This window comes from Desulfurivibrio dismutans (assembly GCF_029210385.1).
Lineage (GTDB): Bacteria > Desulfobacterota > Desulfobulbia > Desulfobulbales > Desulfurivibrionaceae > Desulfurivibrio > Desulfurivibrio dismutans.
Map to the genome: position 1 here is coordinate 167054 of NZ_JARGDQ010000007.1, position 17452 is coordinate 184505.

Consider the following 17452-nt stretch of genomic DNA (forward strand, 5'->3'; position numbering starts at 1 on the left):
AATCAGAAACCTTGCATCAGAAAATCAACTGCCGCGACTATTTCGTCACGTTTCGCCTGAAGCCTCGTGATCGGTGTTCGTAAAATACTGGTGGGAACGGCCGCCATAAACTGAGTGGTCATAATATGGGGTTCGCCTGTTATTGCCAAGCAGGGATTGAGGATTGCGGCCGGCTGTGGTGCCACGGACACCGGCAGCAATGGAATAACCACCCGCGTGTTCAGGTGGCTGACCAGATCAGCCTGAACATCAAGGAGATACCCCTCTCCGTCGGGATTTTTGTACACATCGAAGCGGGCCATCAGAACCCCCGGTACTTAGCCAGAGGCAAGCCGAGCCGCTCAACGTATTCATTGGAACTTTCCAGGGCGGACTGATTCTCCTCCAACCACAAAAGCGCCCGTTTTTCAGCAGTTGCCTGTGCCAGACCCTGCTCCGCTGCCCGCGAGACATTAACCCGCAGCTTCCTGGCTTCCTCCAGCAACCGGGCATTGATCGATACATTGGTAGCACGGCGTGCGTTCTTGGAAGCGGGTTGAGTTGCTTTCATGGTGTATCCCCCAGGCATAAAATGTTGGCAATTATTCGCTAAATACTATCCATGTTTTATGGATAAATCAACAGCCAATCTGAAAACCCGGAAGAACCGATTGTCGTGATGTTTCCCCCCCCCGCATGATCTCCCACCTTTTCAGGCGCCCTCGGCATCCCTTGCCGTTTCGAAGGCGACGATGTTGCGGGTCTTGCGGGCGAACTCCACGCCTACCAGGTGGACGGGTTCGCCCCGGTTGCGGTACTTGGCGGCGTAATCTTTGGCTTTGATCTGAGCCAATGCCTTGCCTTCCGGCGCTTCCTCCACCACCTTGAACTCGAAAATGTAAACCCCGCCCTCGCAGATCAACACCAAGTCCACCCTTCCCCGGCTGCTGCTCTCTTCCACTCGGACATCCAGGCCCAGAGCCGCCAAATGGCTATAGAAAACGCTGGCGTAATAGCCTTCAAAACGGTCCAGCTCGTTCTTGCGGTACCAGTCGTGGGGGATGCTGGCGAAAAAGGCGCTGAAATGCTCCCGCAGGGCGGAGAAATCGGCCTGCCGCAGGGCGCCCAGCACCGCCAGGCGGTTGCGGAAGGCCTGCTGGCCATCCAGGCCGAAGGTAGAGACCAGAGCCTCGTTGAGGCTGCCGGCCACCTCCAGGTTGGGAAAACCCAGGGTGTAAACCCAGCGCCCCCGCACCGGTTCATCGACTGCGGTGATGGTCAGGTAGCCGGTTTGAAAGAGCAGTGCCTCGGTGCCGATATCGTTGACCTCGAAGCGGCCCAACAGATCGGCGCTGGTTTGCAACTTAGCTAAATCCGGGGCGAACACCCGGCGCTGGAGCAGGATATCCAGCAAAAAAGTGGGGGTGCCGGTTTCAAACCAGTAGGGGCGGAAATCACGCTTTTCAAAGAGCAAAAGTAAGTCGAAGGGGTTGTAAACCTTCTCCCCCAGCCAGCAGTAGCCGTTGTACCAGCGGCGCACCTCATCCCGGTCCAGCCCCGGCAGTTCAGGGGCGAACACCGTGTCCACATCGGCCTCGGTGTAGCCGCAGATGGTGGCATAAGCCGCATCCAAAGTTATGTCGTTGAGGTTGTTCAAGCCGGAAAAGAGGCTGACCTTGGAAAACTTGCTCACCCCGGTGAGCATGGCGAACTTGATGTGGGCGTCGGAATCTTTGATCACCGAGTAGAGGTTGCGCAGACCGTCCCGCATCTCCCGGGCCAGGTCGTGGTTGCTGATGTTGTCCAGGATTGGCTTGTCGTACTCATCCACCAGCACCACCGCCCGCCGGCCGTACTTGGTGGCGGCACAGCGGATCAGTTCGGCGAAACAGCCGGCAACATCGGCGGGATCGGCACAGTTCAGCCCCAAATTTTCCCGGTTCTGCCGTAAAATATCGAAAACCCGCCGGTCTAGTTCCTCCCGGCTCCGTAGCACCCCGCCGCCGAAACTGATCCTAATCACCGGGTACTTAACGCTCCAGTCCCACTTGTCGTGGACGTACAGGCCGCGAAAGAGCGGCTCGTTGCCGGCAAAAAGTTCGGCCACGGTGTCGATGAACAGGGATTTACCGAAACGGCGGGGGCGGGAGAGAAAATAGTACTTGCCCTGGTTGATCAGTTTCAGGGCATGGGGGGTCTTGTCGACATAGTAAAAATCCCCCTCGCGAATCTCGCGGAAGGTCTGAATCCCGATGGGCAGTTTACGACGGTGCATGGTCAGGGCCTCCGGTGGTTGACGCCGGGCGGCAACAGCCAAAAGATTAACGTTGCCCCGGACAGTGACAATCTACCGGAAAAAAGTACAGCAAACAAGCCGGGATCAAATGATCTTTTGATGACCTCATTCATTACCTACGCGCCTTAAAAGTCACAATGTCAAGCCTGACCCCCCTTCCTTGACCCCCCTTCTCTGCCAGGTCGATTATCGTGTTTCGTTCTTGTGGAGTAATTGTTTTCATAGCGCACCGAACGGTTACCAACCGTCAGCTTACGACTGATCCGGCGGTTGCCGGTGCTGAAGGTTGCCTGCATCGGAATCTGATCGGTTTTCCCTTCCGCATAAGCTGTCTGCCATTTTCTCAAAATCCGCCCGCAGCACCACTTCACTTTTGCGCTTGGTAATGGAGCGCAGCATTCGCTCCCTGATAATAAGTCGACTCATCCTGTCCTCCATAAAGGAAGGATCAATGGAAGACTTCATCAATGGTATTGGCCGTCAGGATTTTCTCCGACCACGTATGAAGGGACTGGGAATCGGCCTCCTCGACCCGTTTGCGCCAATCGGCGGCTGCGCGGGGGCCGTACTTGAGTTCAAGCTGACGAAGCAGAACCTTAACCTCACCCTGTTTTTCTCCTTCCTTAACCCCCTGCTCACGGCCATACCGTTCAACACTGGTTACATAAGGCATTTTCATTTCCTCCTCGAAGGCTTTGAGTTCTGCAATAAACCGTTCTTGGGCCGACACCGGCAGGGTGAGTACCCAGTCGATCACCCGGAACAGCTCCAGGATGTCGGCGCGGGAGTATTGCCGCTGGTAGAGCATCCGGATCAACTGCATCTTCCAGTACAAGCGGTGGTCACCGTCACGGCTCTCGTTGGCTTTGATGTGGGCCATCACCACCACCGCGAAGAGATTGTCCGAGGCCTCCAGTTCCGACCAGCGGCCGACCCAGTCCTGAAGCGAGCAACTGGGGAATTGGAACAACAGCCGACAACCGGCCCGCTCCCGGCGGTATTCGCCAATCTTGGCGTCACTGCCGCCGGTGATCACCGCCAGGCTCAGCACCTCGACCTTGTAGCGGTCGAAGATGCGGTAGTTGTAGACAAACATCCGTTGGTCAAAATCCTGATCCACCCGGCCCTGGACCTCGACGTGGATCGGTGTCAAATTTCAAATCTGTCCCCTTTACGGCCCTTCCAAAAATAAATCTGTCCCGGTTTATTCAAAAGTCAAAATGTCAAGCCTGACCCCCTTCTTCCCTGACCCCCTTCTTCCCTTCTTCCCGCTCCTCCTGGGCCATAATAACCCCTTTTCGAGTGTCCGTAAAACTGGGGGGGGGGTTCAATCTGTCCCCACCATCCTGCCTTACAACTTCCTCACATGCTAGGCTCAAGGAAAACGCCAGCGCAGGCTTTGGGCCGTTTTGCGGGCATTGGCGGCCATGGAACCTTTGGCCTCCGGGGACAAAGCCAGACAGCTACGCACGACTTGGGCCAGCTCTTCGCTGTTGCCATAGGTGAAACCGTTCCAGCCTTCCGCCACGTAGGCCGGAATGGTGCCCAGACGCGGGGCGATTACCGGCACGCCCCAGGTGAAAGCTTGAAACAGGGTGCCTGAGGTTAGAATTTTGCGGTAGGAAAGAAAAATAAAATCCGCCGCTGCCCCGTAGGCTGCCAAATCGGCTTCGGGAACAAACTCGTCCCGCACAATTAACCGTTCTCCGTCCCGAGCGGCAATTATTTCGCTTACCTCCGGGGTTGAAACCTGGCCGGCCAGCATAAATTTCAGTCGTGGTTCAGCGTCCAGCACGTTCAACAAGTGGGGAAGCCACAACTGCAAGTCTTTATATGGTCGCACCTGCCCGAAATGGAACAAAAGCAGATCCTCATCTCGCAGCCCCAACTCCTGCCGCACCGCCTCACGCCGCACCCCCCCGGGAACATCAGCGCCGTAATTGCCGTGCTCGGCCAAACGCAATTTGAGGTCCGGCGACAGCCAGTCAACCAGATCCACCACCATGGGGTGATGCAGATAAACCCGGTCCACCAACTCAAAGAAAGACCGGCGCAAGGACCGCTCCCCAACGGGATCGACACAACGGTGGCTTAACTCGTTATGCACGGTCCAATAAAGCTTGAACCCCCGCGCCTTGAGTTTTTTGATCAAGCCCAGTAAAGACTCCGCCGCCCCGGCAAACTCCGCTTGCGTCGCATTTTTTTTCCAGGCCGCATCCAGCCAGTGGATATGAAGAATATTGTCCCGCCCGACTTTCGGCCAAAGCACTGCCAACTCGGTCAGTTTTTTAACTCCCTGTACCGTACCTCCAGATTGAGCTATCCCCCGATAAAGCAACTTCTGGTAGGCATTGCGGGTATAGTCCGGGAAGTACCAGAGATTGATCTTGCCGCCATGTGCTGCTTCGTCCCCGGCCACTTGCATTTGGCCTAACTTCCGCACCATATCCGGCAGGGGCACGGTAAAGCGATAAACATCCGCCAGGGCCGACCAAAAGGCAACCGGGTTCTGTTGCTTCACCATCTGCAACAGAGCGTTTTCCCCAACTTCATCCCCCAACCGGCGGTACAGAAAGGCCAGAGCAACCAACCAACGCCAGTCCCGGCTGCAAACATGACCATCCACCAAAGCGCCCTGCAACACATGGATGGCCAAGCCGTTGTTGGGCCCTTCCCAGTCCGGCTGATGCAACAGGTCGATAATGAAACGGAGAATCGTGGGTAGGGGACAGATTTCAAATCTGTCCCCGAAGTGCGCCGGTTGTTCGGGGACACCGAAATAATGCCGTCCATATTGCTGCAATAGTTGCCGGCCGGTATCATCCGGGGACAGATTTGAAATCTGTCCCCTATTCTGTACGAGCCATAAGCCAACCATTTCCAACCAGGCCCCACAGCGGGCCAGTTCCGGCATGACGGCCAACTCCAGGCCCAGGGGCCGAGCAGCCGTACCCGCCGGTGGCGGTTCTTGCCGATAGAGATGGCCATATTCCGCCAGAATGCGGCGGTCAAAGGTGGCCGTTGGGTTTTCCCGGCGCCAGTAGGAACCTTCATCCTTCAGGTACAACCCCAACGGATGGGCCAAATGGCGAAAGCGCCCCCCGCTTTGCCCCACCCGCAACCAGAACTCCCAGTCCGCCGAGGGGCCGTAAGCTCGTTCCTTGAACCAGCCGTGGCAGGCATGCAGCTCCCGGCGCCAAACCGGCATGCAGTGGGGCAAATTCCGGGAAGCCAGGCCATCCTTGGTTTCTTTAATCAGGCCGTCGCCGCCATAAGCCAAATCCCCCAACCCGGCAAACCAGGTGGGACAGGCGGCAGAGTTTTCCCAATCCAGGTTCGGGGTCTGGCTTATACGTAAAGCCGTGCCGGCCGCCGCAAGCTCCGGCCGCGCCTCCAGTTCCCGGCTTAACACCGTAAGATGCTCCGGCGCCCGCCGGTCATCAAGATTGGCGTTGGAAAGATAACGGCCGGTGGTCAGCCTGGCCCCCAGGTTCCATACTTCATACAAGCCGGGATCGGCGGGCAGGTTGATATAAACCGCGCCGGGCCAACGCCGGGCATGGGCCAGCAGAAGCTCGTGCTCCTTGCCGCTGGAACCGGGCCGGATCAAAAAGTGTTCACAACGGTCATACTGCTCCAGCCCGGCCATGTTGGCCAGGAAACCCTTCAGGTAGGCATCCCCGTTAAAAACCGAGGTAAGCAAGCCGACCAGCCGGTCGGCAGGCTGTAACTGCCGCTGAAAATCCTCATACTCTCGCTGGGCCTCAGAATAGGCAGCGGCCAAGGTCTTCATCATGGCAGCCAACTCTTCTTTCAGGTCCGGGCGGGTAAGCAAAAACCAGTAAAGGCGGGGTTCAAGCAGGCAGGGCCAAGCCGCAGGCTCGACAAACAGGCGGGGAAAACGGCGCACCAGCTTGGCGGAAAGCACGGCGGAACCGCTAAGATAAGCAAAAGCGCCGGCAACATCCGGCCCCGGCAGATCATCATCACTCAAACGCAGCCAGGAATACCCCCGGCTAAACCGCCGATCCGCCAAAACCTCCCGCACGGACTCGGCCAAATCCCTCCGCCCCACCAGCACTTCCAGCGGCACCCGGCCCTGCTCCACCAGCAAACGAACCAGCCAAAGCCAAGCAAGCTGCCCACCCGGCGACAGCCGCCGCAGACTCAACAGCAGTTCATGCTTATGCCGACCGCCGCCTAACATTGCCGCAAACGATCTTGAGACATATGCCAAACTCGCAGGATTTCAATGGCATCGTCCCTGACCGCGTAAACCAGCAGATATGGCGTGTTGCGAACCAGCCACTCACGGGTTTCTTCATCCTCGCCTACCCGACCGATCCCGGGGAACTTAAGCAGATTCTCAGCCGCATCCAATACCCGCTGAGCAACCTTTCGAGCCGCTTCCGGGTTTTCTTGCGCTATGTAATCGTGAGCATGCTCGAAGTCCTGCAAGGCAAGCCTGGTCCAGCGCAACTTCAAGCTTTTACCCCGTACTTGGCAAAAACCCGGCTCACATCCGCCGCATCAGCAAACTCACCGCTTTCAGCAGCTTTTTTGCCTTCAGCGACTGCCTGCCGAAAACGTATCCGCTCAATAACATCATCCCAGGTTGCCTTTTCTGGTAGTTGCTCGGCAATGGTATGCAAGGCTACCCGAATATCCACCGCTGATGAATTCTCCATGTCACTATCCCCAAATTCGCAGGTATGCCACTTCGTGATTGGTGCAATGACTATATTTTACCCAGCCGGCAAAGAGTGGTCAACTGCGGAAGCGATCCTGGTTTTGCAGGAACCATTGGTAGGCGTTTTGGAGGCCCTCTTCCAGGGGGATGCGGGGTTGCCAGCCCAGGGCTTTTAGTTTGGCTACGTCCAGGAGCTTGCGGGGGGTGCCGTCGGGTTTGGTGGGGTCGAAGAGCAGGCGGCCGGTGAAACCGGTTACCCGGGCCACGGTTTCCGCCAATTCGCGGATGGTGCAGTCCTCGCCGGTGCCGACGTTGAGGTGGGAGAGCATGGGCTGGGTGTGGGCCTGCCAGGTTGCCGCCGGCAGGTTCATGACGTGGACGGCGGCGGCGGCCAGGTCGTCCACGTGGAGAAATTCCCGTTTGGGCTTGCCGCTGCCCCAAACCACCACCTCGGCGGCGTCGGTTTGCGCCGCCTGGTGAAAACGGCGCAGCAGGGCGGGAATAACGTGGCTGTTTTCGGGGTGGAAATTGTCGTTGGGGCCGTAAAGGTTGGTGGGCATCACGCTGCGGTAGTCCCGGCCGTACTGGCGGTTGTAGCTCTCGCAGAGCTTGATCCCGGCAATCTTGGCAATGGCGTAGGGCTCGTTGGTGGCCTCCAGGGGGCCGGTAAGCAAAACCTCCTCGCTCATGGGCTGGGGGGCCAGCTTGGGGTAAATACAGGAAGAACCCAAAAAGAGCAGCTTCTGCACCCCGGCGGCGTGGGCGGCCTGGATGATGTTGCACTCCACCATCAAGTTGTCGTAGATAAACTCGGCGGGATAGGTGTTGTTGGCATGAATCCCGCCCACCTTGGCCGCCGCCAGATAAACCTGGTCGATCTTCTCCGCCTGAAAAAACTCCGCCACCGCAGCCTGATCAACCAAATCCAACTCGGTCCGGGTACGGCCAATTACCTCACAGCCGCCCAAGTCCTCCAGCCGGCTAACAATGGCCGACCCAACCATCCCCCGATGGCCGGCTACGTAGATTTTGATTTTTTTGTTCATGATATCAGGCTCAAGGGGCAAGGGTTAAGGAGGTATTCAACTGAACAGGTAGCTTGCAAGCCCGATAATCAGAAGAACAAGCCCGCTCAAAGCTCCAATCGCCCCGACAAAGAAATGCAGCCGATCTTTTTTGATCTTCTTGTTTAGCTCTTCTCGGGCCGCATTGAGCTTGCTGACATTTCGCGTAATCACCTCAAGATGCTCCCGCCCGGCTTGATAGGACTCACCACGCGTTTTGCTCTGATTATTTTTGCGGGCAAAATCCCGCGCCTCGGCAACCTGAGCGAGAATATCGGAGTAGGAAGGAATAACATCGGTGACAATGGTGTTCCGGTAATCGTCCTTAAATTTCTGGAACTCCATGAGCTGGTACAAAATGGCCGCCTCATAAGCATCATAGGTGGCCCGTTTGCAATGTTTGATGGCGTCGGACAGTTCTTCTTCCGCTGCAGCACAATCGGGATCAGCAAGATAACGGATAAGGTGGTTGCCAGTATATCGAAGTTGATTGGCGGCCGGGACAACCAACTCGCCGCCAAAATCTTCGACCTCTTTAATCACCTGTTCAGCTTCCGCGAACAGATCGCGTATTTCCTGGAGGGTCTGCCGATGATCGGCGGGCGGCAATTTCATCAGTCGTTAAACAGAAGTACTTTTTTACGCTCGTTGATATCTTCCTTGGTGGCAAAATGCCCACACTGAACCAACACATTGCCGGTAGCCGCAAGGCTGGCGGCCTTACGCCGCAAGGCCCGCCGCTCCTTATCACCATGAACCGGCGGTTTGGGCGGAATCATGGCCATGATGTCTCTTAACCTGATTTTCATAATCATCAGCCCCTTTTTTCAGATCTTCTCATAGGCAACGCCTATGTTGTATCCGACAACATGCTTTATTTTCAAGATTTTTCTTAAAACAACAAGCTTACTCCCCCACCATACCACGAACACGACGGCTCTTATTCGTGGTAATTGTAGGTATCATAACCATGGCGCTTAACCAGTTCATCGCGCTCGGCGGCCTTCAAATCTTCCCGCACCATTTCAGCCACCAGCTCAACAAAACTGATCTTAGGAACCCACCCCAACTTCTCCCGAGCCTTACCAGCATCCCCCAGCAAAGTCTCCACCTCAGTAGGCCGAAAATACCGAGGATCAACAGCAACAACCACCCGCTCACTTGAACCTTGCCCCTTGCCCCTTGAACCTCCCAAAAATCCCTTCTCCTCCACCCCCACGCCCTGCCAACGAATAACCATCCCCAACTCCCTGGCGGCAGCATCAACAAAATCCCGCACCGAATGTTGCGCCCCGCTGGCAATAACATAATCCTCCGGCTGCTCCTGCTGGAGCATCAGCCACTGCATCTCGACATAATCACGGGCATGGCCCCAGTCCCGCTTGGCATCCAGGTTGCCCAGGTAAAGGCACTCCTGCAAACCCAGTTTGATCCGGGCCAGGGCCCGGGTGATCTTGCGGGTAACAAAGGTCTCGCCCCGCACCGGCGATTCGTGGTTGAAGAGAATCCCGTTGCAGGCGTACATGCCGTAGGCCTCCCGGTAGTTAACGGTGATCCAGTAGGCGTACAGCTTGGCCACCGCGTAGGGGCTGCGGGGGTAGAAGGGGGTGGTCTCCTTCTGGGGGGTTTCCTGGACCTGGCCGAACAACTCGGAGGTGGAAGCCTGATAAAAACGGGTTTTATCCTGCAGGCCGAGAATGCGGATCGCCTCCAGCAGCCGCAGGGTGCCCAGGGCATCGGAGTTGGCAGTGTATTCCGGCTCTTCAAAGGAGACCGCCACATGGCTTTGGGCGGCCAGGTTGTAGATTTCATCGGGCTGAACCCGCTGAACAATGCGGACCAGGCTGGAGGAATCGGTCATGTCGCCATGGTGGAGAATGAACCGCCGGTGGGGGGTATGCGGGTCTTGATAGAGGTGGTCGATGCGATCGGTATTGAACAGCGAAGTGCGGCGTTTGAGGCCATGGACCTCGTAGCCTTTTTCTAAGAGCAATTCGGCAAGATAGGCCCCGTCTTGACCGGTAATGCCAGTAATTAGTGCTTTTTGCATTATATTCTCCAACCAAACAATTGATTTAAAACCATAAGGCTTGTGACATATTTTTCTGCTATATAGTGTCCGACTTGGAAAGCAGGATGAATTGTGCAGTTTTATTCCTTGAAAATTACAGAGGGCATGACACCCAAACGCTTGGCTGCTCTTAACGCATTATCTTTATACATACGCAACGGACGAATTTTGTGAAGTTCCAAATACATTTGAAGAGCGGTCGAAAAATCTCCGTTACGGAAGGCTTGATTGGCTTCTCGAATATCGAGATTTGAAGCGATATTAATTCTCGTGGGAGTTTTGGCCAGCGCGTCACCATTCGTATTTGAGGATATTTTCAACACCTTTTTCACCGCCACCACCAAAGCCTGCTCGTCGATAGGGTCGCGGAAGGCCAGCAGATTCCCCCAGCCCTTTGGGTCTGCCAATTCGCAGGGGTAACGCACCAGGCGATTCCAATCGTGTTGAATGCCATAGCGGATGATCGGGTGCCACTCGCTTACATAAACTGTGTAACCCTTATCCACCAAAAAACGGGACAGATCATGAAAGGTGTAACCTAAAGGCACGGTCTTGACATCTTCAAACTCACATTCGATCACCGCAGGCTTACCGCGGTCCCACGGGTAACCCTGTAACACAAACAGATCATGCCCCTCGGTATCAATTTTGAGGAAATCGACCGCCGGCATCGGATTATCCCGGAAGAACTCCGTCAACGTAGTGACATCAACCTTCTGTGCCTCAACATGGCTTTCGTGGAAAGCTGACAAACCGCTAATGCCAGTACTTTGCTCCGACTGATAAAAAGAAACACCTTTTTGTGATTTATTGCTGACGCAACGGGTATCAAGGGAAACAAGATGCTTGTTTTTATTCTTGGCGAGTCGTTCAAGGAGTTTGGTGCGATTTTTATCGTCAGGCTCAAAGGCAAACACCTCCCATCCCTTTTTTATAAAAGGCATAAGTGCCGAACCCCCATGAGCACCAACGTCGATCATTGTCGAGCCGCACATGAAACCAGAAAACAACTGGGCGATGCCGCTCGTTTCATCCCAGTGTGCACATTCGCTACGCGTAAATGGGCCTACTAGTGCCTGCTCCAAGTCCACAAATGATCCCCTCTCCTTCGGTCGGCCACTTCTTTTCTTGGTTGCCTCTAGTCTTGCCTTGCGTGCAAATACCAAAGAGGATTGGTACAACGCATGACGCGTTGCTAGCTCCATGATTTCGATAGCAACAGGCTCACGAAATCCAATAAGGTTCCCCCATGCATTTCGATCAATCAACTTAGATGGCCATCGATGCATTGCGCGCCAGCGATGTTCTCCACTGCCGTAACGCGTAATCGGGTGCCATTCGCTAACGAAAACTTGATAACCACGAACATGAAGATAACTCGCAATATCCTCAAAGCAATATCCAAGTTTTTCTGTTTTCGCATTCTCAAACTCACAGATAATTACCCTTGGCTGAATGCTTGTCCAGTTATTGCCTTTCAAGACCATCAAATCGAATCCCTCGGTATCGATCTTTAGAAAATCAACACTGTCGATATTGTTGCGAAGACAATAATCATCCAGTCGGATTGTATCTACGACTGCCGTTTGACGATGACTATCGCGAAAAGAGGATAATGAACTTATACCTATACTCTCTTCCGAAGTATAAAACGGCACCTGGTTGCCAGTGACCTCAGAGACTGCCAATTGATTGACAATCAGATCTTTATTTTTCGCATATTTCTTTTTAATCCTCTCGTGCATTGGTGGATTGGGCTCGAAAGCATGTACGTGCCATCCTGCTTCGAGAAACGACTTAAACGAATCACCTTGGCAGGCTCCAACATCCAGCATTATTGAAGGTCGCTTTTTATTACTCAATGTTTTCCATCTAAATAAGTTTTTCACAATCTCCACTTCGTCAATAAGGCGTTCACGAGACCTGCTAAATGGCCCGTACACAATATCCAGGTCACCTAAATCCCCTGTCGCAGCAGATGGCAGCAGATCAGGCGCTGTCAGATCTATGCCTTGCAATTTATTCACCATGTCGGCACGAGAAATATTTTTCCACTCGATTTTTTTTGCAGCGTCGCGCTCAGGAAAGTATTTGTTTAAAAATCGATCGGCACCTTTATTGGAGCAATCATTTTCGACAAAATAGTACTTCCCAATAAAGCCGACAAACCGATGGAGCTTGGCGTCGGCCTTTTCATTTGCTGTAAACTCAAGTGCACGCCCAATTTGTTCCTCTATATCGCTAACTTCTTCGCAATGAAATGCAATACCACTTAATGCAGCCACATTTGGCCCTAGAGTGACGAGCGGCTTCCTCATGGCCATGGTAGCCCATGCAACTTTTGTAAGAAAGCAAAACACAACATTTGAGCTATTTAGTGCTTCTGAAATATCTCCTTCAAATAGCTCCACCCCTTCTGGCAACGACATATGTTTACCATATTCGTCTGAGGGGTGGGGTTTTACAACTAATCTGGCAGAAAATCGTCGTGCCATGTCTGCCAAATATAAAACCGCTCCTTCGGGAGTCTTGAAAAGCGGGTAATTTTCTGCACGCAGAGGATGGTGTTGCTGTGCCCAACCGGTATTCTTAACTGCATCAAGAGCCAGCAAAAAAGTTCGCTTAGTGTTTTTTCGGACAGCCGTGATGTTTGCACCCTGTGAGACAGGGTCCGCCAATATTCTATGGGCCGCAGGAAAACTGCGCAGCTGATCAATAATGAATCGGCCTGTTTCCTCATGCGACCCTGGTTTTTCCCATGAGCTATCCGCAATAAATTCAGGAATGTGTGATTGCGCGTAAAAGCCATCCGGCTCAAACCATTGACTCCCTACGGGGGAACGCTCCGAATATATTGCCGGTATCGATAGACTTTTGGCGCAGCGATGGGCAATAAAGTGGAGCGGAAGCGTATCGTTATTGACGATAACTTGCGCTGGATTCAATTTTGCAATTAAGTCCAATATGTAACCAACGAAAATTTCGACACCTTCTATTACCCGCGAAAAGCAAGCAGCCTTATCCTTTTCTGCAATCGTCTTACAATTTAGAATTGACTCAACAAGCGATTCAAATGCTTCCTTGCCTTGTACTGTCTGGTTGAATTCCGCGCATAGTTTCTGATATTTTTTTCTGCTACTAGCAAAATCCTCCGTAAAGTTAAATATGTCAAACTGAATAGGAATAAAAATCCTCGGGCACGAAATAAACTCATTGACATTCGAAAATGAAATCACGATCGGATAATAGCCACGCTCTCTCAATGTATCAATCATCCGGTCCCAAAAATCTCTTTCCCCTGCTGTAACCAAAGTAGGGTGGAAAATTAATACATGATTGGAACGATCATTACTTGTGCCAATGACAACCGCAGGTTGCTTCAAAGGTGCTGGCTTGCGCGGCGCAACAATCTTCCGCGACGTCTCCCCATCCCCGACTTTTAGCACTTTATTTATAGGAACTTCAGTGCGGACACCAAGACTAACAATCGTCTCGACAAGGTTGGCCCAAGAATTTTCGCGCAGGTACCGCTCTCTTGCCCGCTTGACATTGGTTTGAAACACTCCCAGCCGCCTTACAACCTCGGCTACGGACTGACGTACCGATAAAGCAGTCGCATCCGCACTGACGCCAATTCCAGTATCCTTTACAATGTCAGAAAGCCAAGTGCCCTTTACAACGACGACAGGTTTTCCTAAGATAATCGAGTCGATAAGGATGCCACTAGTGCGCCTCTCGAACGCATCCGGCAGATAAGGCAGTACGACAACGTCACTCCCTGACATCATGCGGATAAAATCATCATCGCTTAACTCCTGGTCAAGCACCTGGATTGCGGTTTTGTCTACAGACTCAAAGGCGTTAATCAACTCGGCACCATGATCATTGCCAGGCTTTTCCCGAGCCATATCTAGTTTTGCGCGAAGAATGACTTCTAAATCGGTATTACTTGATAATTCGGAAGCCGCGTAAACCGAAAGCAGAAAACCTTTTGCCCTACTGGCACCACCAGGGAATAAAATTCTGACAGGCTTATGAGAACTGCCAGAACCTTGCAACAATGAGACCAGCCTTCCTTTATCATCTCCAAAAGTTGTACTAGGGTGAGGAAGAACCGGAATAACTACCCCCCAGTCACGTTTGTACTGCTCGGCGATTTGCGTCGTGGAGTGTGTCAGCACCACTTGGCCTGACCTCAACATTCTTTGCATTACGGGCCGCCAACGGTTCCGGTATGCCTCATCATGGTGATCTTTGTTATATGACCAGAACAGGTTGATAACTGCGGAAAACCTCGGAAACTCAATCAGAAGAAATTCAACGAGTTCAGCAGCCTCAATGCTCCCGGTGTAGAAGTAGATAACAATCCGGCCCTTAGAAAAGGCTAGGTCAAGCTCTGTGATTGCAGTGTGTAACTCTTTCACAAATGCTGCCAGTGCGACCTCCTTAATCGCAGCATTATTTTTGTTCCCGTAATCCCAACTGTGGTGTGAAAATACCCCTATTGATCTGTCAACGGATCTCGGGAAGAGGGTCGGATCAATATCCTTACGCGAAATGACCGCCATATTGTAGTCTAGTTCACTTACAGCCTCAGCGATTCTCTTGTCGTATGCTAGGAAATGTCCCCATAGCCCTTTAGCATCCGGGTCAAGGATTACGATGGACTTCACCCCGATGACGTCGGTGTGCAAAGCGGCTTGCCACTGGTCATTACCAGACCGACTGTGTAGCGCAGGAATAAACGACGGCGTCTCGCTGCATATTGTTTTTCCTGCGCTTTCGATCGCGCAGGCAGACTCCTCCAAGTCACGGCTATGACCTAAATAGTAGTTATTATAGTTGATAGCAAAAAAACCCGGATGGGCTTGTTGAATATCAGCCATCCGCTCGTTGAATTGAGCCTTCTTGTCGTGAGACCAAAAGAATTCATTCTCGGTTATCTTACGGCCGTCACAACCTACTACGGAGATATGATCCGAGAAAGTTGATGCAACCGGCAGCAACATCAAAGTCAGAATGTTGGGATAGGGCTTCAGGCAAAAATTGGTGCCCAAGTCCGTAACTGGTGCCGACTTTTTATCGAACGGTATTCCTATAACCCGATCCAACAGTGATTCGGGGATGCAGGATTCATAGATTGAATAATCGCGCATCGGACATAGAAAGTACGCCGACGTCCTGCGCATGGCTTCAACAAGTTCTGCCCGGAAATCGGCAGCATAGGTAGAACAACCAGCATGGTATAGGGGGTCGGCCGCCACAATTATTTTCGGGTTCGTCTTTTCAAGTATTTCTGTGTTTTTAACGATAGAATTGGAAATCACGGAAATACCATCACTGAAATCTTTCGTTTCAGAAAACTCGCTCAGTGACGGCCCAGTCCCAAAAACGTAACACTTCCTGTGATGACCGATCAATGAGGCCATCGCCTCGAATTTCTCTCTATTTTTTCTTATCAAGTCAGCCTGGTTGGCAAATTTGTTCCAACCGGCATGCAAATAGTGGGAGCCCTCAAGGCGATCCTTAACCGGATCGACACGCCAGAAACCAGATTTTTTCTTCGCCGCCTCTATCGCTGCCACTAAAGGTTTTGGCGCCTGAGCTTCGCCCCCCTCCTTCCAAAGAAGAATCAGATCCTCGGCAGGATCGAATTGTGCAATCTCCTTGTTGAAATTTGATAGATCAAGAAGGCGCAACCTACTTAATATTGCAGGAAGTTCATCTTTTATTGATGGATCGATAAAATGCGGAATATTTACCGCATCGACCTTTATATGCGTACTTGCAACATGAATTTCCTCAATCCGATCAAGATAAGGCTTGAAGTACCACGCCAGTCGACTTATAATGTTATCCAGCTCTGATTTGCCCAAGAAAGGGGGGTAGAGAAAAATTTTTGACATGTAAAGTTTCACCTCGTTGTGTGCAATATTTTAGGGTCTAATCGCTCGATTGCAGCATGCGCAAACAAACGAGAAAATCCATGCAATAATAGGGGACAGACCAGAATGGCGCTAGTTTAAGCGATTGCAGCATGATATCTGCTCCGGTGCATAATCTCTTTCATGTCATGCCTTGGTGAGGTCAACAGCTGGTAATTTTTTGGGCGTCGCTTAAGGCATCGGGGTTCACTTCGCCCTGGGCGTTGCCTGATCGGAGTGTTGGTCATCGCGTCATACAAATCACTGATCAACCTGAAACGCTCTGCCCGGCTGATCTTCGCCTGATTTAAATGGGGCTCCCAGTTACGAAGGGCCTGCACACTGCCCTTGAAACTCACAACCCGAACCTCAATATCCGCTTCTTCCGCAGCCTCATACATCAATCGCCGGATGCAGTTGTAGGCGATAAAGTACATCAAGATTTCCTTGCGGATCATCTCCGGAGTTCGGCAGCGCAGAATGTCCAGGCCCATGGTCGTTTTGATGTCGCGGAAAAACAGCTCGACATCCCACCGTTTGAAGTAAAGTTCGGCAATCTCTTCCGCAGGATATCGCTTGGCATCGAGAAGGGTCGTGACAATGTAGAACCCCTGAGTTCTGAATCCAGGATGTTTCACCGTGACCTTGATCTGTCTCAAGACAAGCTCCTTCGGAAGCTCCTCCCATGCCTCTTTCGAATACGACAGAATAGTGTTATAGACGGGGCGTTTCCACGTTATCAGCAGGTCATCAGGCCCGAGCTTTTTAAGGCTGCCTGCCGAACTGACCGGAGTTCTTCTGGCAAGGGTAACAACGCTGTCGACGCCTTGTTTCTCCAGGTTTGCGATGTCGAAATAACTACAGAACCCTTTGTCTCCGAGGAAGATGTCTCCCCGCTTAAACATCTTCCACTGCTTGCGGAACAGCGGCAGCTCGTTATTCTTTTTATTACCGATGGCGTAACTGAGCAAAGCCCCACTTTCCGGCGAAAAACAGGCACAGATACGTGCCGTCGGAAAACCGCATCCCGGCTTCTGAGAGGACGACTGCGGCCAAACCTCCTGGCTCGCCGGTGTATCCGGCATGCTGACCCCCGTCCCGTCGACAACAATGACTCGCCGGTTGTTCAACAAGCCGGCCTCCGGCATTTTGTCAAGCCGATCCGCCGTGTGTTCAAAAATTTCGGAGAGCATCTGTTCGTCCAATTTCCTGCGAGCCGTGCAATAGGAGGCGGTCGAGGATGATGGAATCTTTACTCCCTTAATAGAGGCATAGGATTGAAGCTTGCGGATCACTTCCTTGCAGCCCCCGTCCGCATCCAGCACCTGACTGAAAAAAGCCCAGAATGTATTCTCTTTTGAGAAAAGCCTCCGGCGACTCATGGCCCCATCCTGTTCCTGCTTAAGAAACGGGCGGGGGATAAACTTT

The 17452-nt window shown here is 52.7% G+C and carries 14 protein-coding genes; all 14 read right to left on the bottom strand.

Translation table 11 applies throughout. The features are described 5' to 3' along the window. Positions 1 to 2: 2 nt before the first annotated feature. Positions 3 to 302, bottom strand: coding sequence for a CcdB family protein (locus P0N66_RS09750; RefSeq protein WP_275804842.1), 300 nt, complete (start codon positions 300 to 302; stop codon positions 3 to 5). After that, positions 302 to 550: a type II toxin-antitoxin system CcdA family antitoxin gene (locus tag P0N66_RS09755; protein WP_275804843.1), complete on the bottom strand. Its 249-nt coding sequence runs from the start codon at positions 548 to 550 to the stop codon at positions 302 to 304. Before P0N66_RS09755 ends, P0N66_RS09750 begins: the two co-directional genes overlap by 1 nt. A gap of 141 nt (positions 551 to 691) precedes the next feature. Then, the gene (locus P0N66_RS09760; RefSeq protein ID WP_275804844.1) at positions 692 to 2254 is read right to left on the bottom strand and encodes an ATP-binding protein; all 1563 of its coding nucleotides are present in this window, start codon (positions 2252 to 2254) and stop codon (positions 692 to 694) included. A gap of 273 nt (positions 2255 to 2527) precedes the next feature. Next, the gene (locus P0N66_RS09765; protein ID WP_275804845.1) at positions 2528 to 2701 is read right to left on the bottom strand and encodes a hypothetical protein; all 174 of its coding nucleotides are present in this window, start codon (positions 2699 to 2701) and stop codon (positions 2528 to 2530) included. A 22-nt stretch (positions 2702 to 2723) separates the two neighbouring features. Then, the gene (locus P0N66_RS09770; RefSeq protein WP_275804846.1) at positions 2724 to 3428 is read right to left on the bottom strand and encodes an RpnC/YadD family protein; all 705 of its coding nucleotides are present in this window, start codon (positions 3426 to 3428) and stop codon (positions 2724 to 2726) included. Between the two features lie 222 nt (positions 3429 to 3650). Then, complete coding sequence (locus P0N66_RS09775; protein ID WP_275804847.1) at positions 3651 to 6482, bottom strand: glycosyltransferase; 2832 nt, start codon at positions 6480 to 6482, stop codon at positions 3651 to 3653. Further along, the gene (locus P0N66_RS09780) at positions 6476 to 6760 is read right to left on the bottom strand and encodes a type II toxin-antitoxin system RelE/ParE family toxin (protein WP_275804848.1); all 285 of its coding nucleotides are present in this window, start codon (positions 6758 to 6760) and stop codon (positions 6476 to 6478) included. The genes P0N66_RS09775 and P0N66_RS09780 overlap by 7 nt, the downstream gene beginning before the upstream one ends. Next, a complete protein-coding gene (locus P0N66_RS09785) occupies positions 6757 to 6963 on the bottom strand; it encodes a hypothetical protein (RefSeq protein ID WP_275804849.1) in 207 nt (68 codons plus the stop codon). Before P0N66_RS09785 ends, P0N66_RS09780 begins: the two co-directional genes overlap by 4 nt. A gap of 79 nt (positions 6964 to 7042) precedes the next feature. Beyond that, complete coding sequence (gene fcl / locus P0N66_RS09790) at positions 7043 to 8011, bottom strand: GDP-L-fucose synthase (protein ID WP_275804850.1); 969 nt, start codon at positions 8009 to 8011, stop codon at positions 7043 to 7045. A 36-nt stretch (positions 8012 to 8047) separates the two neighbouring features. Next, entirely contained in the window at positions 8048 to 8638 is a 591-nt protein-coding gene (locus tag P0N66_RS09795) for a hypothetical protein (protein ID WP_275804851.1), read from the bottom strand. 5 nt (positions 8639 to 8643) lie between these two features. Further along, the gene (locus P0N66_RS09800; RefSeq protein ID WP_275804852.1) at positions 8644 to 8838 is read right to left on the bottom strand and encodes a hypothetical protein; all 195 of its coding nucleotides are present in this window, start codon (positions 8836 to 8838) and stop codon (positions 8644 to 8646) included. A 131-nt stretch (positions 8839 to 8969) separates the two neighbouring features. Next, positions 8970 to 10079, bottom strand: a complete 1110-nt coding sequence (gene gmd / locus P0N66_RS09805) for a GDP-mannose 4,6-dehydratase (protein ID WP_275804853.1) — start codon at positions 10077 to 10079, stop codon at positions 8970 to 8972. A gap of 101 nt (positions 10080 to 10180) precedes the next feature. Beyond that, positions 10181 to 16006, bottom strand: a complete 5826-nt coding sequence (locus tag P0N66_RS09810) for an FkbM family methyltransferase (protein WP_275804854.1) — start codon at positions 16004 to 16006, stop codon at positions 10181 to 10183. Between the two features lie 116 nt (positions 16007 to 16122). Continuing rightward, on the bottom strand, positions 16123 to 17452 hold a 1330-nt coding region (locus tag P0N66_RS09815), incomplete at its 5' end, for an IS4 family transposase (protein WP_275804855.1).